The following is a 22,228-nucleotide window of genomic DNA, read 5'->3' as shown; positions in this document are numbered from 1 at the left end:
CTGTGGCGCGGCCAAATTAACGGGACTCGTCAACGAGACCCGACGCCCCTTCTCAAACGTTCACAAGGAACACCATCCAGGAACAGAGTGTCCGATTCGGCAATTTGACCGCTTCGAGAGGGAGTCGTGAGCGTTACGTCTCTATGCCACCTCTTTCCCTTCGTCGGAAACCTGTACCTCGTTCATCACGCCAAATGGCACATGGACGCAGGGAATTTCAGATGCCTTACTAAGATGCCTCTGTTGATCATCAAAGAATATGTGCGGTTTCATGACAGTCAACACTGCACTTTTTTCGATTCCACCAAGGAAGAACGCTTCGTTCACAGTCACACCCCAAGACTTCAGGCTCTTGACGGGTCTTTCGTGGGCTGGCGAATTACGTGCAGTAACAATTGATATACGAACTCGGTATCTATAGTCCGGGTCTCGCAAACGCCGTTCCTCTTCGACTCTTTGAATGCGATTCATATTTGCCAGAAAATCGCTCAGTGGCCCCGGTTCGAGCGGAGTGTCAACATTGACAACTTCGTGATCGTGAAACTCTGCCAAGCTTCCAGCCTGCATAACTCGCTCCGCTCCGTCGTTTGCAAGCACGCCGTCGAAGTCGAACGCTATCCTTAGTTCGTCGTCATTGTCGTCTACAAATGAGGAGTGCTGCACATGGCCAGCCGGAAGGCCAGCCTTGATCGCATCCCGAACATCCGAGGCGTCAGCGGAGAGGAAGAGCGACATATTAAGCGAGCGCATATACCCGTGAGGCGATCGTCCTTGCGTAAAGATTGCCCTGGTGATTGCTAATTCATGATGCTTAATCGATCGCATCACACGCATTCCCGTGTCTGGACTATTGCGCGAAAGTACGATAACCTCAACAAGTGGATCCTCAGGCTCCGCAAGGTTGTTCAATGACAGCAGCCGCCTAATAAATGGGAACGCCGCGCCTGCCCTCAAGGGGTTTTCGAGATTATCTTCTTGATATTTCCGATAAACCTCTTCGTTACCATTGTCGAACACTTCATGAGATTCAGCAAGGTCGAACAGTGCGCTCGACGCAACGCCTACAACTAGTCTGTCGGTCAAACTGTAAGACATTTCGCACCTCTGCCATATTCATGAGGCACGCTAATTTTCAACGTGCTTCGCCCGCCGATTCCACGTGCCCGTGGACCTTTGCAAGGTTTCTACAAGTCGGCCTTCGACCACTTCTCGTTACGCCACGTTCGGATCGTCATCCGCCTGCGGGCAAAGCGTTATCTCAAAGATTCCTTGATTGGATGCGGTGGGCCACGCCCTTCCTGGAAAGACGTTGCCGCTTGGCGATACGCTCCTCGACCCGGTTAAAAATGATCATGAGCGCCTGGATCGGTTTATCAGTCATTGGTGGCCAATCGGCGACAATGACGGCCCAGCGGTCGACAGCTCCGGCGTCGAGCCGCGCTTGTTGCTCGGCGTAGGTCCCAGCTTCTTGCTAGCCGTCATTCGGCACCACCTTGTCCAACGTCGCGCGTTCAACGGCATCGCGCATGCCGGCGATCGGGTAGCGGCGAACCCGTTTGACCTTTCCCTCGATGCGGGAGGGCTGAGCCGGTGAGCAGCCGAAACGCACGCGCGGAAGCTTCCGGTACGCAGGCCGTTGGTCCCGTCATCGAGGTTCCTCGGCCCCTTCTGTGCAGCGGAGTCGGTGAGCAAGGTTTTCACCATGGACAACGACTTCGAGGAAAAGGATCGACCTGCTGTCAACGGAGCACGGCTGTGGGCGGGCGGGGCCGCGACGGCGGTGACCGCCGCCCTGACCGCGATCGTCGGGATCCTGATCGCGCGTGGCCTGGTCAAAGTCGCCGTGCTGGCGCCCAGCCGCGAAGGTGCGTGGGGTGGCGCGAGCAGCCTCACCTACTCCCTCGCGTCGGCGGCCATCGCACTCGCGGCGACCGCACTGCTGCACCTCCTGCTGCTCACGGCACCGAAGCCCCGGACCTTCTTCGGCTGGATCATGGTGCTGTTCACCGCGATCGCCGTCGTGATCCCGCTGGGCCTGGGTGCCGCACTGGACGCGCGGCTCGCGACGGCGATCATCAACCTGGCCATCGGGCTCGCCATCACGATCACGCTCTCCGGCGTCGCGGGTTCGGCCATCCGATCGCGGCGGACGACCGGAACGTTCGAGCACGAATCACCCTGACCCACGTTCGGCGGCCGATCCGCGTTTCGCCACAGGACGGGCCGTCTTCACCAGAGAAGGAGAACACCATGACAGTGCGCGAAACGATGAGCGGCCGTCCCGAAGTCGCGGACGTCGGCGTCCTGGCCGCCGAACTGCTCCAGCAGGCCCGCGAACACCACTCACGACGTGCCGCCAGGACCCTGGTGGCAGGCAACTCCCAACGGGCCACCCTCATCGCGCTGGCCGAGGGCGCCGAACTGGCGGAGCACGACTCGCCCCCGGCCGCCACACTGCACGTCATCACCGGAAGCGTTCGCCTGAGCACCCACAACCACGACCGGCTCCTCGATGGCGGTCAGCTCACCGCCATCCCACCCGAGCGGCACAGCCTGACGGCGTTCCTCGACAGCGCCGTCCTGCTCACCGTCGCGCTCCACTGAGCATCCGGTCAGGCGGTGGGGGTCACCGGCGTGTGCAGACGTCGTCCGGTCACCTTCTCCACCTCGATCCGGATGAAATGGTCGCGGCGGCCAGTTTCGCCCCGCCGGCCACCCGGATCACGACGTGGTCCCGCTTCACCCGGAAGTTGACCGGCCGCACTGCTGGCAAGGCGTCTTCGACGAAGACCAGACGCCCCACCCGCACCGTCCGCAGAAGGCCAAGGCACTGCTCGCGACCCAGGACCTCGAGCTGTTGTCGAACCGCCACGATGACTCCCTGAAGACGACGAAGACCAAGCACTTTCGAGCATGACCGCCGCTTCGCACCACTGGTCAGGGCCGGAGGTCCCCGTCCGCGAGGTCCATCGGCGCGTCGCGGGAGGCGACCGTGCCGGTCGCAGCCGCGAAGCGGGCAGCCGATCTCGGCGCCCGAGCGCTGCCGCGCCCGCCGGGCTCAAGCGGTCAAGGACCGCTGGAGCCGCAGAGTGGCCACGCCGAGGAAGAGGGCCGCGAAGGCGCCGAGTACCGCCAAGGGCCCCAAGATGTCGACGAGTCCGCCGCCTCGCGACAGGATCGTGGTCCAGGCGTCGACCGCCCAAGCGTGCGGCGTGACGTGGCCCGCCGCACGTACGGCGGGCGGAACGATTTCCAACGGCCAGGTGCAGCCGCCGAGCATGCCCGCCCCGATGCCGACCGCGGGACCGATGGCCGACGCCTGCTCAGGGGTGCGGAACAGCGCGCCGCTCAGCATCCCCGCGCCGGCACCGACGAGACCCCACATGAAGGTCAAGGTCACAGCCGCGAGCGGGTCGCCCCAGTTCACCCCGAAGAGCAGGCCCCCCACCCCGATGATCAGACCGGATTGGAGCAAGGTCAGCGCGAGGTAGCAGAGCGTTTCACCGAGCATGACCTCACGCGGGCGGACCAGCCCGGCGAGGATCCGGGCGTGGATACCGAGCCGCCTGGTCTGGATCAAGGCCGCACCACCGGCGAGCGCGTTGATGAAGACGAAGAACACGAGCATGGTCGGCGCGCTGTAGCTGAATCCCGGAGGCAGGACGTCGCCCGTGCTTCCCACCGTTTCGGCTCGCACGGCGACCTGAGGCACCGTCCGGTCGAGCGAGCGAGCCAGCGGCAACAACTCGTCGAAGGAAGCAGAGGTCCGGCTCGCGGCGAAGGCTGCGGCCTGAACGGTCGCCGCATGGTCCGCGACCACCGACGCGACCGCCGACCAGGCCCCCTGCCCAGAACTGGAAGCCGCGGTGGTGAGCAAGGGGAGTTCGACCGGCGCCCCGGCCGTCAGCGTCTCGTCCATCCCGGCGGGGATGAGCAGAACCGCGTCGACTTCGTTACGCCGCAAGGCGTCCTTCGCCGCCGACTCATCGGTGAACGGACTGGTGACCAGCGTTCCCGCGGCGGCGAGACTCTGGGTCAGCTCGACGGCGAAACGCCCTTCCGCCGCCACGACAGCGACCCTGAACCCGTTCTGACCGCGCATCACCGCACCGATCACCAGGATCACCACGACCGGCAGCAACACGATGAAGAACAGAGCGATCCGGTCCCGCGCCAGTCTCCGGAGCGACACCAACGCGATGGTCACCACGTTCATCTGAACCTCCTCCGGTAGATCGGCACCGTGATGGCCGAAATCACCACGCAGAACAACAAGATCGCCGAGACCGGCTGGACGACGCTGATCCAGCCCGCTCCCCCGGCGAGATCCGTGAAGGCCCGCAACGCCCACCCGTTCGGCGTCAGCAGGGCGAGCTTCCGCATGATCTCCGGTGCACCGCCGAGCATGATGAAGTTGCCGCCGAGCAGGACCAGCCCGAAGATCACGAGTGAGGCGATGCCGTCGGCCTGCCGGTCGCTGCCGGCCACCGCGATCACGAAGGCGGTCAGGCAGACCAGCGTCAGTGCCAGCGCGACGATCACCATGCCGACGGCGAGCGGCGGTCCCCACCCCGGGCCGAGGACCAAGCCGGTGATCAACGCGACCGACGACAGACTGGCGACGCCGTAGACGAAGGTGGCCAGCGCCTTTCCGAGGAGCAGTGCACCGGCGCCGACCGAGGCGACGGCGATCCGGTCGAGGGTGCCGTTCACGCGTTCCTCGAAGTATCCGCGCGCACCGAAACCGATCGCGAAGAACATGAAGAAGATCCCCATCGCGGGACCGTAGTACCCGGCAGCGGTGAGCTGCTCGGTCCCGGCCGCCTTGGGCACGACCTGCTCGGGGAGCCGCCACCCGGCCATCTCCGATGGATCCACGGATCCGGCTCCGGCGGCCAATGCCGTCGCCATCGAAAGGCGGTCGGCGTTCAGCTGAGCCACAAAAGAGTCCCCGATGGATCGGGCGACCGTTCCAGCGAGCGGCGAATCGATTCCGGAAAGCACGGTCATCGGCTCGGCTGCTCCACCGTGCGCGGCGGCGGTGAAGCCCTGGGGAATCAGGAAGACCGCACCGAGTTCCCCCTCGTTGATCAAGGCGCGGGCGTCGGCTTCACTCGTCACGGGGACCACATCGAGTACGGAGTCCAGCTGTGGTCCGGCGAGAAGAGCCGTGAACGCCGTCGCCAACGCCCCGCCGTCCTCGTCGACGACGGCCACCTTGGTGTGGAAGTGCTCCCCACCCTGGAAGGCGAAGCTCATCAGCAAGGCCACGGCCACCGGCGCGAGGAATCCGAACACCCACGCCGACCGATCCCGCAGACGCTGACGGAGGTCTTTGGCCGCCACGACGAAAGCCGCATGCATCTTCGTCTCCCTCAGTCTCGGAGTGCGGTACCGGTGAGGTGGAGGAAGACCGCCTCGAGGTCGGGCTCGGTCACTTCGACCGAACGCACTCCGACCTCGGACCGCTCGGCCGCGTCGAGAACCGCGGGAGCATGCGACGGCCCTCGCGCACGATCAGGTGGACTTCGTCGCCCGCGGAATCGACTTTCTCGATACCCGCGACAGAGCCGAGCCGGTCCACCAGCCGGGCCGGATCCCCGTCGGTGGCGAGCGTGATGCGGTCATGCTCGCCGAGCCGGTCGATCAACTCTCGGCGGGTGCCTTCGGCGATCAGGCGGCCGCGGTCGATGATGCCGACCCGGTCGCACAGGCGTTCGGCCTCTTCCATGTAGTGCGTGGTGTACAGGACGGCCATCCCGCTCGTGCCGAGCGACCGCACGTTCTCCATGATCGCGTGTCTGCTCTGCGGATCGACCCCGACGGTCGGCTCGTCGAGGATCAGCAGCGTCGGCCGGTGCGTCAAGCCGGCACCGATGTTGAGCCGGCGGCGCATCCCACCGGAGAAGGACTCGACCCGGTCCCCGGCGCGGTCGGTGAGGCCGATCAACTCCAGCACTTCGTCGACCCGCCGGTCCAGCGCCTTGCCGCGCAGCCGGTACAACCGGGCGAAGAACCGCAGATTCTCCCGTGCGGTGAGATCCGGATACAGCGCGACATCCTGAGGGACATAGCCGACCCGTTCCCGGGACACCACGGCCGCGCCGTCGGCGGCACCCTCGATCGTGATGCTGCCGGCGTCCGCCCTCAGCAAGCCGCACACCAGCCGGATGATGGTCGTCTTCCCCGCGCCGTTGGGGCCCAGCAGGCCATAGGTCTCGCCGGCGCCGATGGAGAAGCCGACATCATCGACGGCGACCCGTTCGCCGAAGCGCTTGGTCAGCCCCGCCACCGCCAGCACCTCGGCCTGCCCGGCGCGCGGTGACTCCGTCATGGGAAGAGTCACCTAGACCGCCGGGGTGATCAGGCCGTAGTGACCGTCGTAGCGGTGGTACAGCACACTGCCCCGACCCCGTTCGCCGTCGAGGTAGAACAGGAACGGCAAGCCGGTCAGGCCGAGCCGCTCCACAGCCTCCACTGTGGACAGAACAGGTGCGGGCAGGCTGCTGATCGTGAGAGGAAGCTTGAAAGGGCTCAGGCTGCGCGAGCCCGGCGGGACGGTCTGAGCGAGCCGGTGCACGGTCGGCCCGGCGTGGTAGAGCACGCTGTCCTGCCCGGTACCGGTCTCGGTGAACAGATGGAAGTCGTAGTCGAGGAGGTGCATGTCGACGAATGCCTCGTCGACCGTCGACCGGGCCAGCGAGTAGGACTTGTGCCGCACGATCTCTCGTTCCTGATCCGGCCTCGGGAACCAGGGCTCGCGCGCGGCGGGAACCGACTCGTGGCGCCATTCGCCGGGATCCGGAACAGGACGCCCTCCTCGCCGGGCTTCCCAGTGCAGAGCACTTTTCTCCAGTTGTCTCCGGAGTTTCGCGTCCATCCGATCGATCGCCTCGTCCACTGACGGCGCCGCCGCCTGCGCGCGTACCGGCCTGCCGTTCACGTCCAGGGACGCCTGCGCCGTCACCGACTGCTCCCGCGCGGGGTCCCCGTACTTGGTCAGTCGCACCGACGCCGCCAGTACCGGCCGATGGGCGAGCCTCATCAGGCGCGAGACCTTGGCGGCCGCACGGCTCGCGGAAGCCGGCTCGACATCTCCGCGTACCGCCACCCGCACCTCGGGCATCGTCCTGGTTTCCTTCGTCCGCATCGATCGTCCTTCCCAAGTCGGTGCCCTAATCGGTACGCCGGTCGACCGGCGTGTCACCAGGGACCTAGGACGTCGCGGGAAGGGACCTTGGGGTCTCTGCCGCGGTCGCCCGGCGGCTGATGCTCGTGTCATGACCTACGCAGTGGAACTCACCGAACTCGACTCCATCGACGCCGCACATCTGCGACGCCACACCACGACGGCCGACATCGGCGAGTGTGTGGGGATGGGACTCGACGAGTTGTACACCTTCGTCTCCGAAGCAGGTACCGCTCCGAACGGCCCTCCCCAAGCGGCCTATCCGGGCGATTTCCAGCCGGGCGAAGAACTCGATCTCGACCTCTACCTGCCCATCCCCGGCGGCCTGCCGTCACAGGGCGATATCGACATCGTCACCCTCGACGGCGGACCTGCCGCCCGCACCTCGCATCACGGGCCCTACGACAAGATCGGTGCGGCGTATGAAGCCGTGTACGAATGGGTTCGGGAAAACGGCCGTCGACCCGCTGGAGCTCCACGGGAGTTGTACCTGTGCGGACCGGAAAGCACGCCGGACCCCGCCGACTACGTCACCGACGTGGTCTTGCCGTTACGGAACGAGTGAGCGCCTCTCTCGGACGATCATGACCTGGCACTTCGCGTGATGGATCAGGGCGTGACTCGTCGACCCGACGGCCAGAGCGGCGAAACCACCTCGCCCCCGGCTGCCCACGACCACCAGCTGAGCTTTCTCGCTCAGCTCGAGCAGGCGGTGCCGAGGCTTGTCCCGGACGACGACTTGGTCGACGGGCACCTGCGGATACTTCTTGCGCCAACCCGCGAGCCGCTGCCCCAGAACGCGATTCTCGCTCTCCCGCACCGATTCGCCGGGGAAGGGCAAAGCGCCTTCACCGGTGAAAAGTCCCGCTATGTCACCGTCGTGCCACGCATGCAAGGCGACCAAGGGGGCCTTCCGGTTGGCAGCTTCCTCGAAGGCCCAGGCGAGCGCTTCCTCACTCAACGGACTGCCGTCCACCCCGACCACGACCGGCCCGGCGTCACCCGGTTCCCGGACGACCACGACCGGGCAGGCGGCACCCGATGACAGGCGGGACGCGGACACTCCGGCGAACAGACCGGCGATCTCTCCGGCGGGAGCCCCGATCGCCAGAAGCCGCGCCGTGGCCGAGGTTTCGGTCAGCGCGGAGATCGGACCCGTGTCGACGGCCGCGGTGGTCACTTTCACCTCGGGGACCGCCGATTTCGCAACCGTCGCGGAACTCCCGCAGCACTTCTTCGGTGATGGCTTCCTTCGCTTTCAGCCAGGTATCCGGCGGAAACGACCGGTTTCCGAAGGGAGTGCCATCGACACCGTAGGCCATCAGAAGCAGCAGCCCCGTCTTGCGCAGCAACGCTTCTTCCGCCGCCCACAACGCGGCAGCCATGGAGTGGGCCGAGCCGTTCACCGCCGCGACGACCGGACGGGAATCGAATGTCGTCATGGAGCACTCCTTCAGCCGATCGGTTCCGGATACCGACTCCGTCGACGCTAGGCACCCCCGTCGAGGTGGTGATGCGGTCGTACGTCGCGACCCGCAGGGGCTTTGGGCTCTGTGTCGAGTGGCCGCCTGGAGACACGCTCGAACCGGCAACCCCTCCGCGAACAAGGAGAGAACATGAAGGCACTCGTTTACGACGGACCGGGGCGGCGGGCTTGGACCGACCGGCCGCAGCCGGAGCTCGCCGCGGCGACCGACGCGATCGTCCGCGTCGACGCGGTCACCATCTGCGGCACCGACCTGCACATCCTCAAGGGTGACGTACCCGCCGTGGAACCGGGCACGATCCTCGGCCATGAAGCGGTCGGCACGATCATGGAAGTCGGCAAGGCGGTGACGAACTTGAAGCCGGGTGATCGGGTGCTGGTCTCTTGCATCACCGCGTGCGGACGCTGCGAGTACTGCCGGAAAGCCGTCTACGGGCAGTGTCTCGGCGGTGGCGGCTGGGTCCTGGGCCACCGGATCGACGGCGTGCAGGCGGAGTTCGTACGCGTTCCGTTCGCCGAGACCTCGACCTACGTGCTGCCGAACGGTGTCGCGGACGAGGCCGCGTTGATGCTGGCCGACATCCTGCCGACGTCCTACGAGGTCGGCGCCCGAAACGGCCGGGTCCAGCCCGGCGACTGCGTCGCGATCGTCGGGGCGGGGCCGATCGGGCTCGCCGCGATCACCACGGCGCAGCTGTTCGGCCCGAGTTCCATCGTGGTGATCGACAAGGAACCCAGCAGGCTCGCCGCCGCCAAGACCTTCGGCGCGGACGTACTCCTTCAGCCTGGCGACAACCCGGTCGCGGCCATCGCGGAGCTCACCGGCGGCCTCGGCGCGGACGTCGCGATCGAGGCGGTCGGCGTGCCGGAGACCTTCGAACTGTGCACGAAACTGGTCCGTCCCGGCGGGCACGTCGCGAACGTCGGTGTCCACGGTGCGCCCGCGACGTTGCATCTGGAGGACCTCTGGATCCGCGATATCACCATCACCACCGGCCTGGTGGACACGTCGAGTACCTCGATGCTGCTGCGGATGCTCGCCGCCGGCAGACTCGACACGACCCGGTTCATCACGCACCGGTTCGGACTCGACGAGATGGACGAGGCCTACGACGTCTTCGCCCGGCCCCAGGAGAGCGACGCCCTCAAGGTCGCCCTCTTCCGAGGCTGAACACGTCGACGGCCCGCTTCCGTCCGCAAGGGACGGAAGCGGGCCGCGCTTGGTCACTAATGACGCTTCAACGCCTCGATGACACCGGTCCCGACCGGTTCCTCGATCGGCAAGTGGCTGTCGTCCAGCTCGGCGGTGAGGTGTTCGCGGACGTCGACCACACCGTCGAGCCGCCGGATCAACGCCACGATCACCGGGATCATGCCGGTACGGTCGACCTGACCGCGCACCGTGACGACGCCGTTGTGCACGGAGACCGACAGGGTGTCCGGATCGATCGCCATCGCCCGCCTGACGACCTCGGTACGAACCTCCTCACGCAGATCCGCGTCGGATCGCAGAAAGCCGCGCAGGAGGTCCGCTCTCCCGACGATGCCCACCAGTTTCGCGTCGTCGTCGAGAACCGGCAGCCGATGTACCCGGTGGTTCTCCATCAACCGGATCGCTTCGTCCACCCCGGCATCCTGTGCCACCGTGATCGCGGGCCCGGTCATCAACTCGTCGGCCCGGCTTCCCTCCACCTTGCGCCGTAACCGGGGCCGGAACCGCAGCAGCCGGTGCTGGATCTCCCGTTCCAGCAGATCACGCTGGGAGACGACGCCGGCCACCCTGCCTTCGTCGTCCACCACGGGCGCGCCGCCCACTCCCCACGACGTGAGCAGGACGGTGATCGCCTTGAACGGGGTCTCCGGCCGCACGGTGAGCACCTGGCCGCGCATCACCTCGCGCACTCGACGGCGTTTGCTCATCTCGATCTCCTTTCCGAAAGTGTCAAGCAGCGATGTCCCGGCGCCTGAAGCCCGCCACACCGGCCGCGAGCAACGCGCAGGCGACCAAGACGAGCCAGGGAAGGGACGTCATGCCCTCCGTCGAACCCGGCAGGTTCGGCAGGTGGGTGAACGGCGAGAGGTTCAGGACCATTTGAGGGACGCCGAAGAGCACGCCGAACTCGCCGACGACGACGATCGCCACGAGCACCACCCAGATCAGGCCGAGCTTGCGCGGAAACAGTCCGAACAAGGCGCAGGCCAGCCCGGCCAGTACCCACACCGCGGGGAGCTGCACCAGCGCGGCGGCCGTCAGCCTGCCGATCTCGGCGCCGGGGCGCCCGGTCTGCAGGCCGGCGGCGAGTCCCGCGCCCAGGCCCGCCGCGAGCATCGGGACCACGCTTCCGGCGATCGCGAGAACCAGGTAGCCGGTCAACAACCGGGTTCGCGAGACCGACGCGGTGAGGAGCGGCTCGACGCGGAGCGCCTCTTCTTCGGTGTGCAAGCGGGTGAGCGCGGACATCGCGTAGACCGCGGCGACGACGCCTGCGACGCCGAACTCCAGGGCGAAGAACGCGTCCGACAGGGCCTTCTCCCCACCGAGCGCGAGAATCAGTTGCTCGGCCCGGGGATTGTCGAGGAACTTGCCGATACCGTTGGCCAGATTGCCGATGACAAGGCCCAACACCAGGTAGACCGCCGTCCAGGCGAGCAGACCGGAGCGGTTGAGCCGCCAGAGCAGACCGCCGCTGCTTCGCAGGTCACGACCGGCGTGGGCGGGGCCGACGCGGTCGGCCAGCAGGCCGGCACCGACGTCACGGCGATCGCTCAGCCTGACCGCGATCAGCACCAGCACGGCGGCGAACGCGACGGGAAGCGCCATGACCCACCAGCGGTCCCCGGCGAACGGCCGGATTTGCTGCGCCCAGCCGATCGGGGACAGCCAGGACAGCCATTCCGGTCCGGAGTCCCCGATGGCACGCAGGAGATAGGCGAGTCCGAGGACTGACCCGGCGATACCGGTCGCCAGCCGTGTGGACCGGCACAACTGTGCCGTCACCGCCGCGATGGCACCGAAGGCCCAGCCCGCCGTCATCCAGCCGGCCCCCAACGCCACCGAACCCGCCATGGGCAACCCCGCGGCGACGAGTCCACCGGCGGTCAGGATCGCGACAGCCAGTCCGGTGACGGCGGTGACCGCGAACGCCGCGGCGAGTGGCGCGTGCCTGCCAAGAACGCCGGAGCCGAGCAAGTCCAGCCTGCCTGACTCCTCCTCCGCCCTGGTGTGCCGGATCACCGTGATGATGATCAGCAACGCGACCAGCGCGGCGCCGAAACCGGTCAGCTTGAACACCGAGGCGGCACCGAGCGAAGTGGGGTCGTAAATGCGGCCGTAGAAGGCGACCAGCGCGGGCACCGCGTTGACCGCCTCGGCGAGAACGGTCAGTTCCCGTTGTGAGGGATAGAGGTCCGCCGTGGCCGCGGCCGCGCCCGCGGTGGTCACCGCGCAGGCCAGTGTCCACAAAGGAACACGCAGGCGTTCACGGCGCAGAGCGAGACGGAACAGGACGCCGGTCCCGGTCAGCGTGCTCATCGGGACTCCAGGACCGGCTCGCGATAGTGGCGCAGGAAAAGCTCTTCGAGCGTGGGGGCCTGACTCGTCAGTTCCAGCACTCCGAGGCGGCTGAGCGCGGCGAGGACCGCACCGAGTTCGGAGTTGTCGACGGTCAGCCGGAAGGTGTCCCGGTCGTGGCCGAACTCGTGGACGCCCGGCAAGGCCGCGAGTCCGTCCGGCGGCCCGGCCAGCCGCACGGTGAACGACGTCCGCGTCAGGTGCCGGAGTTCGTCGAGGCTCCCGGTGTCGACCACACGCCCGCCCCGGATGATGCTGACGCGGTCGGACAACGCCTCGGCCTCGGAGAGGATGTGGCTGGACAACAGGACGGTCCGGCCGCGGTCGCGTTCCTCCCGGATGCAGCCGCGGAAGGCGTCTTCCATCAGCGGGTCGAGCCCGGCGGTCGGTTCGTCGAGCAGGAGCAGTTCGGCGTCGGATGCCAGCGCCGCCACTACGGCCACCTTCTGGCGGTTGCCTTTGGAGTAGGTGCGCCCCTTGCTGGTCGGGTCGAGGTCGAACAGGTCCAGATAGCGATCTCGCCGTCGTTCGTCGATGCCACCGCGAAGCCTGCCGAGCAGGTCGATCACCTCTCCCCCGGTGAGCGTCGGCCAGAGCGACACCTCACCGGGCACATAGGCGAGCCGCCGGTGAAGCGACACGGCATCACGCCAAGGGTCCCCGTCCAGCAGCCGCATCTCGCCGGCATCGGCCCGCAGCAGTCCCAGGAGGAGACGCAAAGTCGTCGTCTTGCCCGCACCGTTCGGTCCCAGGAAACCGTGGACTTCGCCGGTGCGGACGGTCAGGTCCAGTCCGTCCAACGCCTTGGTGCGGCCGAAGCTCTTCCGCAGGCCGCGGATCTCGATCGCGTTCATCGGGCGGCGTCCAGCAGGACCCGGCGTTCGGCGGCCGCGATCGCGCTCCGGGACGCGTCGACCGCGTCGGGGTTGACGGAGATCGACGTGATCCCGAACCGCACGAGATGCTCCGCGAAGCCCGGCTTCGCCGAAGGTGCCTGTCCGCACAGCGAGGAAGTGATTCCGGCGTCTCGCGCGGCACCGACGATTCGCCCGATGGTGTCGAGCACGGCGGGGTCGGCTTCGTCGAACAGTTCCGCGCAGACCGCCGAGTCCCGGTCCACTCCGAGAACCAGCTGGGTGAGGTCGTTGCTGCCGATGGACACACCGTCGATGCCCATCCCGGCGTACTCGGGCAGCCAGTGCACCACGGACGGGACCTCCGCCATGATCCAGCGATGCAGTCCACGCTGCCGTCCGAGCGGGCTCGCGTCGATCAGTTCGAGGCATGCCTCCAGCTCCCATTTCGTGCGGACGAATGGGATCATGAGATGCAGGTTCGGCGTCTGCTCTCGGACCCGCGCGAGCGTGCGCAGTTCGAGGGCGAACAGGTCCTTCTCCCGCACGTAGCGGAAGCAGCCGCGATAGCCGATCATCGGATTGCTCTCGACGGCTTCGTAGGCCTCGCCCCCGGCGAGACCGCGGAACTCGTTGCTGCGCAGATCGGTCGTCCGATAGACGACCGGGCGCGCGCCGAAGGGGCGCGTGATCCGCAGCAGCGACTCCGCCATCGAGTCCACAAAGGACTCCTGCTCGCCCTTGGCGATGAGGTCACGGGGATGACGCCCGCCGAGCGCCTCGGTCAGCAGGAACTCCGCCCGGAGCAGTCCGACCCCGTCGACCTGCCGCGCGGCGACCTCTTCGGCGTGTTCGGGCATGGCGAGGTTGACGTACAGCCTGGTCCCGATCGTCTCCGGCACGGCGGCCGCCGCCACGGGCTCGGTACGCGCCGGCGGCCGGACGTAGCCGGACCGCACCTCGCCGGTCGTGCCGTCGACCGTGACGGGGCCACGTCCCGCGAGAACCCGTGTCGCGTCGCCGGTGCCGACCACACAGGGAACCCGTAGCTCCCGCGCGACGACCGCGGCGTGACAGGTCATCCCTCCTCCGTCGGTCACCAGCGCCGAGGCACGCCGGATGGCGGGTACCCAGTCGGGGTTGGTCATCGGGGCGACCAGTACCTCGCCGTCCCGCAACTGTCCGCCCTCGGCCGGATCACGCAGCACCCGTACCGCTCCACCACCGATGCCCGGCGACGCGGCAAGCCCGGTGACGAGAACGTCCGGTGCCGGTTCGCGCCCGGACGGAAGTGTCGTGACCGGCCGGGACTGGACGACCCAGATTTCCTTGCCCGTCATGGCGAATTCGATGTCCTGGGGCGTTTCGTAGTGGTCTTCGATCCTGGTCGCGAGCCGCGCCAGCTCGAGGACGGTCGCGTCGTCGAGGACCCGGCGGCCCGCCGTCTGCGCGGGAAGCTCGACCTTGACGTCTCCCCCGCCCACCTCGGCGATGATCTTGTGTGACTTGCTGCCGACCCGGGCCGAAACCAGCCGCAGATCGTCCTTGGCCACCAGATAGGTATCCGGTTCGACCGCCCCGGAGACGATCGCTTCGCCTTGGCCGAAGACCGCCTCGATCACCAGGCGATCCCGATCGCCGGAACGCGGGTCCGCGGTGAAGATGACCCCGGAGCGATCGGCGGTGATCATCCTCTGCACCACCACGGCGATGGCGGGTTCCCCGGTGAAGCCACGGCCGGCTCGGTACCCGATCACCCGGGGCGAGAACAGGGACGCCCAGCAGTCGACGATCCGCTCCCGGACGGCGTTGTCCCCCCACACGTTCGTGAAACTGGCGTTCATCCCGGCGAACGAGGCTTCCGCGCCGTCTTCCCCCGTCGCCGAGGAGCGGACCGCGATCGGTGTCGACTGCCCGACCCCGTGATAGGCGTCGATCACGTCTGTCAGGACACCGGCCGTCATTCCCGCCTGGTGGACCAGAACACGCAACCGGTCGCACAGGACGGACAGCTGCTCCGGCACGTCCGCGGACGCGAGCGCCTTCTCGTGCAGCTCCGCGATTTCACCGCGCACACCCGCTTCGTCGAGTGAGGCGAGGTACGCCTCGCGAAGTACGACGAACCCTGGAGGGACGGAGAATCCGGCGGTGATCAACTCGCCGAGATTCGCGCCTTTGCCGCCCGCCGATTCGGCGTCGGCGAGGCTGACCGTCGACAAGTCGCGTACGTAGCTCATCGCTTTCCCTCCGGACGTTGGCCTTCCATGGAATCCATGCTCACCGGAGGCGCGGTCGTCGCTCTGCTGTCCAAGGTCCCGGCGCGCCGGGACTTCGTCCCCACGCCGGGCCTCGGCGGGTCAGCGGCCGAGATGAACGGGTTTTTCGGTGACGCCCTCGATATCCGCCGCGGCCGCGTCGAGCAACCGGTGCGCGAGCTCGCTCAACGCACGGGAAGCGGCCAGTTCGTCACCGATCTCGGGCACATTCGCGTCGACCGGATTGAGTCGCGCGATTCCCACCCCCGTCAAGCCGGTGCCATCCCGGTTCACCAAGCGCGTGGTCGCGCGCGTCCGCGCTTCGTGCTCGTCGATGAAGATCTCCACGGTCCAGCGTTTCTCCTGCATGAAAGTCTCCTTGGTTCGTTGTCCGTCCGAGGGATCCACCGTGTTCCGACGGCGGCACCGGTCGAAAGTGCCGAAGGTCCCGGCTCGGCGGACGGCCCTGTGATCGAGGCTGTTCGGCCCTAGCCGCCCGTCCGGGTCCCGAGAACCGTTGGAGGTCCATTCCGCGAAACACCGGTCAACGACGCCCGGGAAAGGGGATCCGATGTTCCGCACTGCCATCCCGCTCGGCCGGTGGGCCGGAGTCGTCGTACGAGCACACTGGTCGGTACTCGTCGTGCTCCTCCTGATCACCGATCTCTTGGCGTCGGCCGTCCTGCCCCAGGCTGCTCCCGGCGCGAACACCACGTGGTACTGGGTCACCGGCGGGCTCACCGCGACAGGCTTTCTCGTTTCGCTTCTTCTCCACGAGATCTCCCATGCCGCTGTCGCGCGGCGCCACGGTGTGAGGGTCAAGAGGATCACGCTGTGGATGCTCGGTGGCGCGGCCGAACTCGAAGGCGATCCACCGACACCGAAAGCCGATTTTCGGATCGCGGTGGCGGGCCCGCTCGCCAGTCTGCTGATCGGCGGAACCGCACTCGGTGGTGCCGTCCTGGCCGCGGGCGCCCTGCCACCGTTGCCGGTCGGCGGCCTGGCTTGGCTCGGTGTCAGCAACCTCCTGCTCGCGGTGTTCAACCTGCTGCCCGGAGCGCCGCTGGACGGCGGCCGGATCCTGCGAGCGGTCATCTGGTGGCGGCGAGGAGACCGTGCCCGGGCAGGCGCCATCGCCGACAGATCCGGTCAAGTGCTGGGAGCCGCCCTGGCCATGGCGGGTTTCGCGCAGCTGCTCTTCCTGGGGCAGTTCACCGGCCTTTGGCTCGTCCTGCTCGGCTGGTTCCTGATCTTCGCGGCACAGGCCGAGTTCGCCGCCGGTCCGTTGCGCGAACATCTCGACGGGTTGCGGGTGGGTGACATCATGAACTCCTCACCAGTGATCGCACCTGGCTGGTGGACGGTGGACGCCTTCGCCGAGTACGCCGCGGGCGCGAGTCACGAACGTGTTTTCCCGGTTCTGTCGTTCGATGGCGTTCCGCTCGGCATCGTCAGCCTCGGCGAGCTGATCAAGGTGCCCGCCGACGCCCGGTGCGCGACCAGGATCACCGACGTCGCACGGAAGGATCAGGCGGTCACGGTCGTCGGCGTCGATGCTCGGGTGGCCACGCTGATGGAGCATGGCCTTCCCCGATCCGGCCGGGATCTCGTTCTCGTCACCCGGGCCGGCGGTCTGGCCGGTGTGGTCGGAGCCGACGACTTGGCGTGGGCATTCGAGTTGACCGCGTTGGGCCATCGCCCTCGGATCGCCGGTGGCCAGGCTTCGAAGTTGACCACCGACCATTGACTTGGTGCAACTCACGCCGCCGACGTACTCCGATGGCGCCTCATGCCTTCCGAAACTGCAGCTGTAACCAGCGTTCTTTCCATTTTTCGACTTCGGCGTCGTCTCCAGTCACAACTTTCACAATGGCCAAGACGACCTGCAGCTTCGGCAGCCGGCGCCCCTGAACCGCATCCGAGATGGTGCTGGGCCCCATGTATTCGCCGAACTGCCTAGCCGCTTTCGAAATGGTCCTGTAGCCAAGCCCACTTGCTTGGATCAGCAGCTTCAGGTCCGCGGCGAATTCCCTGCGGTCTCGATCGGTCAAACTCGGCTGGGCCCGGCCGGTTCCGGCCAAATCACCCCAAGTGACTCCTGCTCGCGACAGCTCGCCCCAGGTAGCACTGTCGTCTGTTTCGTGGACAGTCACCTCGCGCTGCTGTTCTTGAAGCTGCCGCGCCGTCGCGAGCGCGTTCTCGACATTCGACCGCTTCGCCGTCCACTCGACTTGATCACCATTCCAGTGCTTCACCATCGCGGCGAGCGCATCGCGACTCGGAACGCGCTTACCCGCCAGAGCGGCATAGATCGTAGTGCGGTGCACGTCTTCTTTGGCACTGATCACATCAGGACTCGGAGCAGTCGGCCCGCCGCTGTCGCGGAGTGCCCGAAGGTCGAGCGCGAACGCGGCCAGAGGCCCATCATCACGGCTCAGCGGCTTGGGACGACGGGGCACCGGACCTCCATTGTAGCGCGCAACCCGCTCATAGTATCGCATAGTAGCGTTCGTATTGAACAGTTGCCGGGCAGCTGATTCCGTGGAGTGCAAGCAAGCCGCCCCGAGTTCCGAGGCTGCAACGAGGCAAAGGAGAACCCATGACCACGGCAGACCGCCGAAAAACGAACGGCGACGATCGCCTGCCCCTACGCTGGGGCGTGATCCTCACGATCTCCGTCGGCGCGGGTTTCCTCGCCGGGTTCTTCGGCAGCCCCCTTGCGGGACTCGGCGCTGGACTCGCCGCCTGCGGACTCCTGTTCAACATCCTTGGCCACTAAGCGCCGGGGCTGGCCGAGAGCCAGCCATGCGATGACCACCGCATGGCTTCTCTCAAAGCGTGAAGTAGGCCTCTTCCTCCTGCGCGAAGTGAAGTGTGAGGATCGCGTCGAGGCCGTAGAGGGTCGCCCTGAGGTCATCGACCTGATCCGATCGGATGCCGTCCGGCGCCTCGTCGAGATGCCTGCGCAACCGACGGATCAACCGCTCGATCTCGGCATGCTCCCGGCTCATCGTGATCGTGCTGTCCGGACCTCCCAACACGTCGGCCAGCGCCGGATACAGCTGTTCCTCCTCGGCCCGTTCATGCGGCAGAAGCCGCTCCGTGAGGAGCTTGCCGGCGTGCCGGACAGCGTCGTCGGCGTCCTGCCCCGCTCCCTCGGCCAGTGCGTCGGCGGCCAGGCGCACCGCGGAACGGACCGGCAGCAAGGTTTCGTGCTCGTCCGCGAAGCGCCGGACCAATCCTTCCGGCGCGCGCCGGCGAGACGCTCGCGGAGCGAGTAGAGCCCGGAGTGAATTCCCGATGACGGCGATGTCGATTCCCTCCTGCACCAACGCCCCCAGCACGGGTGCCAGCCATCCGCCCGCCGCCGCGAGCATGGCGAGCACCGACAAGCCGGTGCCGATCCCGGCGCTCTCCACCGCGAGCCGCCTCGCCCGGCGCGCGATGTCCACCGCGTCGGCCAGCCGGTCGATGCGGTCGTCCAAGATCACCGCATCGGCGGCCTGGACCGCGGCCGTCGAACCGCGCGAGCCCAGCGCGATACCGACACCCGCGGCGGCGAGTGCGGGCGCGTCGTTGATCCCGTCCCCGACCATGGCGGTGACCGCGCGTTCGCTTTCCCCGCGCACGAACGAGATCTTGTCCTCCGGGGAGCATTCGGCGTGCAGGTCGTCGAGACCGAGCACTGCCGCCACCTCCTCCGCGTTGCCGACGCGATCGCCGGTGAGCAGGACGATCCGCGTCAGTCCCGCCGAACGCAGACGGCGCAGGGTCCGGGCCGCGTCCGGCCGGAGCCGGTCCCGCACCAGCAGCGCGGCGACCGGCTTCTCGTCTTCCTCGACCCAGATCACGGAGGCCAGGTCGAGCCTCCCCCGTCGTTCCACGCCCAGCGCCCAGCCGGGAAGGGGGCTGCCGGATCGCCTGCCCACCCGGACCTTCTTCTCGTTCACCGTCCCCTCGACCCCGCGCCCCGGTTTCTCGGACACGGCCGCGGCGGCCGGTACCGCGACTCCGGCGGTCCTCGCCGCCCGCAGGACAGATCCGGCGAGCACATGCGGTGAGAATCCCTCCACCGCCGCGGCGATCCCGAGAACGCGATCGGCCGAGTCGTCCGGCGCGCAGATCACGGCGGTGATCTCCGGGCGGCCCGCGGTCACCGTGCCGGTCTTGTCCATCGCGAGGGTGCGGACCCGGCCGAGCAGTTCCAGCGCGGCACCGTCCTTGACGACCACCCCCGACCGCGCCATCCGGGACATTCCGCCGGTCACCGCGACCGGTACGGCGAGCAGCAGCGGACAGGGCGTGGCGGTGACGAGAACCGCGACCGCGCGCGCCGGATCCCCGGTGAGCGCCCAGGCGAGGGCGGCGATGACGAGTGCCGTCGGCAGGAACCAGACCGCCACCCGATCCGCCAGCCGCGCGATCGGCGCGGTGGCCGAAGCTGCCTGCTCGGCGAGCCGGACGACTCCGGCGTAGGTGCTGGCGTCGGCGGTCGCGGAGGCCGATATCTCGACCACGGCACCGGCGTTGACGACGCCACTGCGGACCTGTTCCCCCGAGCGATCGGCAGGCTCCGCTTCTCCGGTCAGGGCGGACTCGTCGAAGATCCCTTCACCACGGACCAGCCCGTCCACCGGAACGACCTCACCGGGCAGGACGACGACCACATCGCCGGGTACCACGGAAGCGGCAGGCACCTCCTCGACGAGGTCACCTCGGCGCACATGGGCCGTGGTCGGCGCCCGTGCCAGCAGCGCGGACAGGTCGCGTCCGGCGCGACGACGTGCGGCCGCTTCGAGCACCCGGCCGGTCGCGACCATCGCCGCGATGATCGCCCCGGCGAGGTACTCCCCGACCGCGACGGTGCCGCCCAGCGCGAGCACCGCGAGCACGTCGGCTCCCCACCTGCCCGCCCGCAGGTCGGCGAGTACCCAGAGCGTCGCCGGGACGAGCATCACCACGGTAGCGCCCGCCCAGAGCACCGAAGCCGTCGCCGGGCTCCCGAAGCGGGCGATACCGCCCGCGGCGAGCATCGTCAGCACTCCGGCCAGGAGAAGCGTTTCGAGAGACGGAGGCCATCGGGGCTTCGTCATCCGGTCGGCCTGTTCGCCTCGTCGTCCCACCCGAACCGGACCCGATCGACGACATCGACGACGCCGGCGATCCGGCGCACCAGCGCCGACAGCAGGACGGCCTGGCTCCGTCGTTCGACCTCACCCCGCAGGGTCACGATCCCGTTTTCCACGTCCGCCCGCACATCACCCCGCGACGGGCGCCGGATCTGCTCCGAGACGTCCCGCAGGACCTCGTCCCGGATCTCCTCGTCCGTCCGGACGAAGGCGTGCACGAGGTCGGCCCGGCTGACGATCCCGGTCAGCTTCCCGTAGCGGTCGACCACCGGCAGTCGCTTGACCCGATGGCCCACCATCAACCGGGCCGCCTCCGCGACCGGAAGGTCGGCTTCGACGGTGATCGCGGGGGTGCTCATCACGTCCGCCGCCGTCCGTGCGTGCGATTTGGAGCGGATCCCCGGCACCCTCGGACGCGGTGCGCTGACCGACTCGACCTGTTTGAGCAACAGGTCGGCCTCCGAGACGACACCGACGACATCGCGGTCGTCGTCCACGACGGGAACGGCGCTGATCCCCCGGCCAGCGAGGATTCCGGCGATGTCCGCGATCGTGGTGCCCTTCCGCACCGAGCAGACCTCCCGGGTCATGACGTCGCGGACGGCCATTCCGGTCATGACGGACGCTCTTCGTCCTCTTCGGACGGTTCCTCGTGCTTCCGCGCGCGATAGGACTCCGCGGCGAAATATCTCCGCATCGCCGCCTCCGCCAGCTCAGCCGAAGAATGGGAGGGACCGGATCCGGCGGCGATCGCGTCCCGTGCTTCCTTGGCCGCGCGCGCGTTCTCGACGTCGTTCATGTTCTGCTTCCTTCCTTGGAGTGCGAATTCCGAATCCCGGTGTCCGCACGGACGACGGCGACCGGACACGATGCCCGGCCTGCCAGTCCTTGGCTCACCGAGCCGAGCACCATCCCGGCGAATCCGCTCCGGCCACGGGTTCCGACCACGATCAGGCCCGCTCGTTCGCCGTATTCCCGGAGGACCTTGCCCGCTCGTCCTCGGACCACCACGCAGCCGAAGGGAACATCCGGATATTCGTGTGCCACCGAGGACACCTCGGCGGTCAAGGCACGCCGCGCGGAGTCGTGGACGGCTCTCGAACCGCCGAGACGCCGCATGCCCGGCTCGACGGGGCCCAGCTCGCTCCACGTTCTGAGTGCGGTCACCGAGGTTCCCAGCTCCGACGCCTCCTGGAAGGCGAATCGCACGGCGGGCGCCGAGGCGGGCCAGCCGTCGACACCGACCAGTACCGGACCGGGACGCGCGGCGCCGTCCCGGACGACCACCAGCGGGCACTGTCCGTGGGCCGCCAACGCGATTCCCGAAGAGCCCAGCAGGAACTTGCCGACACTTCCGAGCCCGTGGGAGCCGAGGACCATCAGGGCGGCCCGGCGCGATTCCTCGACGAGTACCTCCCTCGCGTCCCCCTCCACGATCTCCGTGGTGACGTCCAGACCGGGCACGGCCCCGGAGGCGGTCTTCCCGGCGACGCTCAAACGCCGGATCCCGGTTTCCCGCATGACTTCACGCACCTCCGCCGCGGTGACCTCCAGGGTGGGATAGTCACGTCCGGCCGATTCGTACGCGTACACGAGCCGCAACGGAAGCCCGCGCCGGCCGGCCTCTCCGGCGGCCCATCGCGCCGCTTCCACCGCGGACCGAGAACCGTCGATCCCGGCCACCACCGGCTTCGACCGGCTGTCGTCGAACCCTTCCGCCATCTCCCGACCGCCTTCCGCGAAG

General features: G+C 67.7%; 24 protein-coding genes. 7 read left to right on the top strand and 17 right to left on the bottom strand.

The window, feature by feature from the left end:
* Positions 1-141 precede the first annotated feature (141 nt).
* The gene (locus tag ACIHAO_RS10440) at positions 142-1,095 is read right to left on the bottom strand and encodes a 5'-nucleotidase (protein ID WP_396556566.1); all 954 of its coding nucleotides are present in this window, start codon (positions 1,093-1,095) and stop codon (positions 142-144) included.
* A 178-nt stretch (positions 1,096-1,273) separates the two neighbouring features.
* On the opposite strand from ACIHAO_RS10440, the gene ACIHAO_RS10435 reads away from it, so the two are divergent.
* The 3 genes from ACIHAO_RS10435 (at position 1,274) to ACIHAO_RS10425 (ending at position 2,604) form a co-directional block, all read left to right on the top strand.
* Positions 1,274-1,594: a hypothetical protein gene (locus ACIHAO_RS10435; RefSeq protein WP_396556563.1), complete on the top strand. Its 321-nt coding sequence runs from the start codon at positions 1,274-1,276 to the stop codon at positions 1,592-1,594.
* Between the two features lie 108 nt (positions 1,595-1,702).
* Positions 1,703-2,182 carry a DUF6069 family protein gene (locus ACIHAO_RS10430; RefSeq protein ID WP_396556561.1) on the top strand — a complete coding sequence of 160 codons (480 nt, stop codon included), beginning with the start codon at positions 1,703-1,705 and terminating at the stop codon, positions 2,180-2,182.
* Positions 2,183-2,250: 68 nt separating this feature from the next.
* A complete protein-coding gene (locus ACIHAO_RS10425) occupies positions 2,251-2,604 on the top strand; it encodes a hypothetical protein (protein WP_396556559.1) in 354 nt (117 codons plus the stop codon).
* Positions 2,605-2,653: 49 nt separating this feature from the next.
* Here the strand turns inward: ACIHAO_RS10425 and ACIHAO_RS10420 are convergent, their stop codons facing one another.
* The 5 genes from ACIHAO_RS10420 to ACIHAO_RS10400 all read right to left on the bottom strand — a co-directional run bounded on the left by ACIHAO_RS10420 (position 2,654) and on the right by ACIHAO_RS10400 (position 7,150).
* Complete coding sequence (locus ACIHAO_RS10420; protein WP_396556557.1) at positions 2,654-2,872, bottom strand: pyridoxamine 5'-phosphate oxidase family protein; 219 nt, start codon at positions 2,870-2,872, stop codon at positions 2,654-2,656.
* 186 nt (positions 2,873-3,058) lie between these two features.
* Positions 3,059-4,216 (bottom strand): ABC transporter permease, encoded by a 1,158-nt coding sequence (locus tag ACIHAO_RS10415; protein ID WP_396556555.1) that lies wholly within the window; start codon positions 4,214-4,216, stop codon positions 3,059-3,061.
* A complete protein-coding gene (locus ACIHAO_RS10410) occupies positions 4,213-5,364 on the bottom strand; it encodes an ABC transporter permease (RefSeq protein WP_396556553.1) in 1,152 nt (383 codons plus the stop codon). Before ACIHAO_RS10410 ends, ACIHAO_RS10415 begins: the two co-directional genes overlap by 4 nt.
* A gap of 70 nt (positions 5,365-5,434) precedes the next feature.
* On the bottom strand, positions 5,435-6,334 hold the full coding sequence (locus ACIHAO_RS10405; RefSeq protein ID WP_396556551.1) for an ABC transporter ATP-binding protein: 900 nt from the start codon (positions 6,332-6,334) through the stop codon (positions 5,435-5,437).
* 12 nt (positions 6,335-6,346) lie between these two features.
* The gene (locus tag ACIHAO_RS10400) at positions 6,347-7,150 is read right to left on the bottom strand and encodes an HPF/RaiA family ribosome-associated protein (protein WP_396556549.1); all 804 of its coding nucleotides are present in this window, start codon (positions 7,148-7,150) and stop codon (positions 6,347-6,349) included.
* 130 nt (positions 7,151-7,280) lie between these two features.
* Between ACIHAO_RS10400 and ACIHAO_RS10395 the strand changes: the two genes are divergently transcribed.
* Complete coding sequence (locus ACIHAO_RS10395; RefSeq protein ID WP_396556547.1) at positions 7,281-7,754, top strand: GyrI-like domain-containing protein; 474 nt, start codon at positions 7,281-7,283, stop codon at positions 7,752-7,754.
* Here ACIHAO_RS10395 and ACIHAO_RS10390 read toward each other — a convergent pair.
* Positions 7,740-8,369 (bottom strand): universal stress protein, encoded by a 630-nt coding sequence (locus tag ACIHAO_RS10390; RefSeq protein WP_396556545.1) that lies wholly within the window; start codon positions 8,367-8,369, stop codon positions 7,740-7,742. The two genes, ACIHAO_RS10395 and ACIHAO_RS10390, sit on opposite strands and share 15 nt — an antisense overlap.
* Before the next feature lie 436 nt (positions 8,370-8,805).
* Here ACIHAO_RS10390 and ACIHAO_RS10385 point away from each other — a divergent pair, with 436 nt between their 5' ends.
* Complete coding sequence (locus ACIHAO_RS10385; protein ID WP_396556543.1) at positions 8,806-9,846, top strand: zinc-dependent alcohol dehydrogenase family protein; 1,041 nt, start codon at positions 8,806-8,808, stop codon at positions 9,844-9,846.
* 56 nt (positions 9,847-9,902) lie between these two features.
* Here ACIHAO_RS10385 and ACIHAO_RS10380 read toward each other — a convergent pair whose 3' ends face one another.
* The 5 genes from ACIHAO_RS10380 to ACIHAO_RS10360 form a co-directional block, all read right to left on the bottom strand.
* Positions 9,903-10,595 carry a CBS domain-containing protein gene (locus ACIHAO_RS10380; protein ID WP_396556541.1) on the bottom strand — a complete coding sequence of 231 codons (693 nt, stop codon included), beginning with the start codon at positions 10,593-10,595 and terminating at the stop codon, positions 9,903-9,905.
* 22 nt (positions 10,596-10,617) lie between these two features.
* Positions 10,618-12,207 (bottom strand): ABC transporter permease, encoded by a 1,590-nt coding sequence (locus ACIHAO_RS10375; RefSeq protein ID WP_396556539.1) that lies wholly within the window; start codon positions 12,205-12,207, stop codon positions 10,618-10,620.
* On the bottom strand, positions 12,204-13,100 hold the full coding sequence (locus ACIHAO_RS10370; RefSeq protein WP_396556537.1) for an ATP-binding cassette domain-containing protein: 897 nt from the start codon (positions 13,098-13,100) through the stop codon (positions 12,204-12,206). Before ACIHAO_RS10370 ends, ACIHAO_RS10375 begins: the two co-directional genes overlap by 4 nt.
* A complete protein-coding gene (ppsA, locus tag ACIHAO_RS10365) occupies positions 13,097-15,337 on the bottom strand; it encodes a phosphoenolpyruvate synthase (RefSeq protein WP_396556535.1) in 2,241 nt (746 codons plus the stop codon). Before ppsA ends, ACIHAO_RS10370 begins: the two co-directional genes overlap by 4 nt.
* Before the next feature lie 120 nt (positions 15,338-15,457).
* Positions 15,458-15,724, bottom strand: a complete 267-nt coding sequence (locus tag ACIHAO_RS10360; RefSeq protein ID WP_396556533.1) for a DUF1876 domain-containing protein — start codon at positions 15,722-15,724, stop codon at positions 15,458-15,460.
* Between the two features lie 202 nt (positions 15,725-15,926).
* Here ACIHAO_RS10360 and ACIHAO_RS10355 point away from each other — a divergent pair, with 202 nt between their 5' ends.
* On the top strand, positions 15,927-17,102 hold the full coding sequence (locus tag ACIHAO_RS10355) for a site-2 protease family protein (protein ID WP_396556531.1): 1,176 nt from the start codon (positions 15,927-15,929) through the stop codon (positions 17,100-17,102).
* Positions 17,103-17,142: 40 nt separating this feature from the next.
* On the opposite strand, the gene ACIHAO_RS10350 is transcribed toward ACIHAO_RS10355, so the two are convergent.
* Positions 17,143-17,814 (bottom strand): hypothetical protein, encoded by a 672-nt coding sequence (locus ACIHAO_RS10350; RefSeq protein WP_396556529.1) that lies wholly within the window; start codon positions 17,812-17,814, stop codon positions 17,143-17,145.
* Positions 17,815-17,954: 140 nt separating this feature from the next.
* On the opposite strand from ACIHAO_RS10350, the gene ACIHAO_RS10345 reads away from it, so the two are divergent.
* The gene (locus ACIHAO_RS10345) at positions 17,955-18,134 is read left to right on the top strand and encodes a hypothetical protein (RefSeq protein WP_396556527.1); all 180 of its coding nucleotides are present in this window, start codon (positions 17,955-17,957) and stop codon (positions 18,132-18,134) included.
* A 52-nt stretch (positions 18,135-18,186) separates the two neighbouring features.
* Here ACIHAO_RS10345 and ACIHAO_RS10340 read toward each other — a convergent pair whose 3' ends face one another.
* From ACIHAO_RS10340 to ACIHAO_RS10325, 4 genes are read right to left on the bottom strand one after another with little or no spacing between them, the layout of a single operon-like run.
* Complete coding sequence (locus ACIHAO_RS10340) at positions 18,187-20,448, bottom strand: heavy metal translocating P-type ATPase (protein WP_396556525.1); 2,262 nt, start codon at positions 20,446-20,448, stop codon at positions 18,187-18,189.
* Positions 20,445-21,101, bottom strand: a complete 657-nt coding sequence (locus ACIHAO_RS10335; protein WP_396556523.1) for a CBS domain-containing protein — start codon at positions 21,099-21,101, stop codon at positions 20,445-20,447. Before ACIHAO_RS10335 ends, ACIHAO_RS10340 begins: the two co-directional genes overlap by 4 nt.
* Complete coding sequence (locus ACIHAO_RS10330; protein ID WP_396556521.1) at positions 21,098-21,283, bottom strand: hypothetical protein; 186 nt, start codon at positions 21,281-21,283, stop codon at positions 21,098-21,100. Before ACIHAO_RS10330 ends, ACIHAO_RS10335 begins: the two co-directional genes overlap by 4 nt.
* Positions 21,280-22,206, bottom strand: a complete 927-nt coding sequence (locus ACIHAO_RS10325) for a universal stress protein (RefSeq protein ID WP_396556519.1) — start codon at positions 22,204-22,206, stop codon at positions 21,280-21,282. Before ACIHAO_RS10325 ends, ACIHAO_RS10330 begins: the two co-directional genes overlap by 4 nt.
* Positions 22,207-22,228 lie beyond the last annotated feature (22 nt).

Origin of the sequence: Amycolatopsis sp. NPDC052450 (assembly GCF_044547565.1) — a bacterium.
Taxonomy (GTDB): domain Bacteria; phylum Actinomycetota; class Actinomycetes; order Mycobacteriales; family Pseudonocardiaceae; genus Amycolatopsis.
Note: the sequence above shows the minus strand (reverse complement) of the source record. Positions and strands in the feature narration are given on the sequence as shown.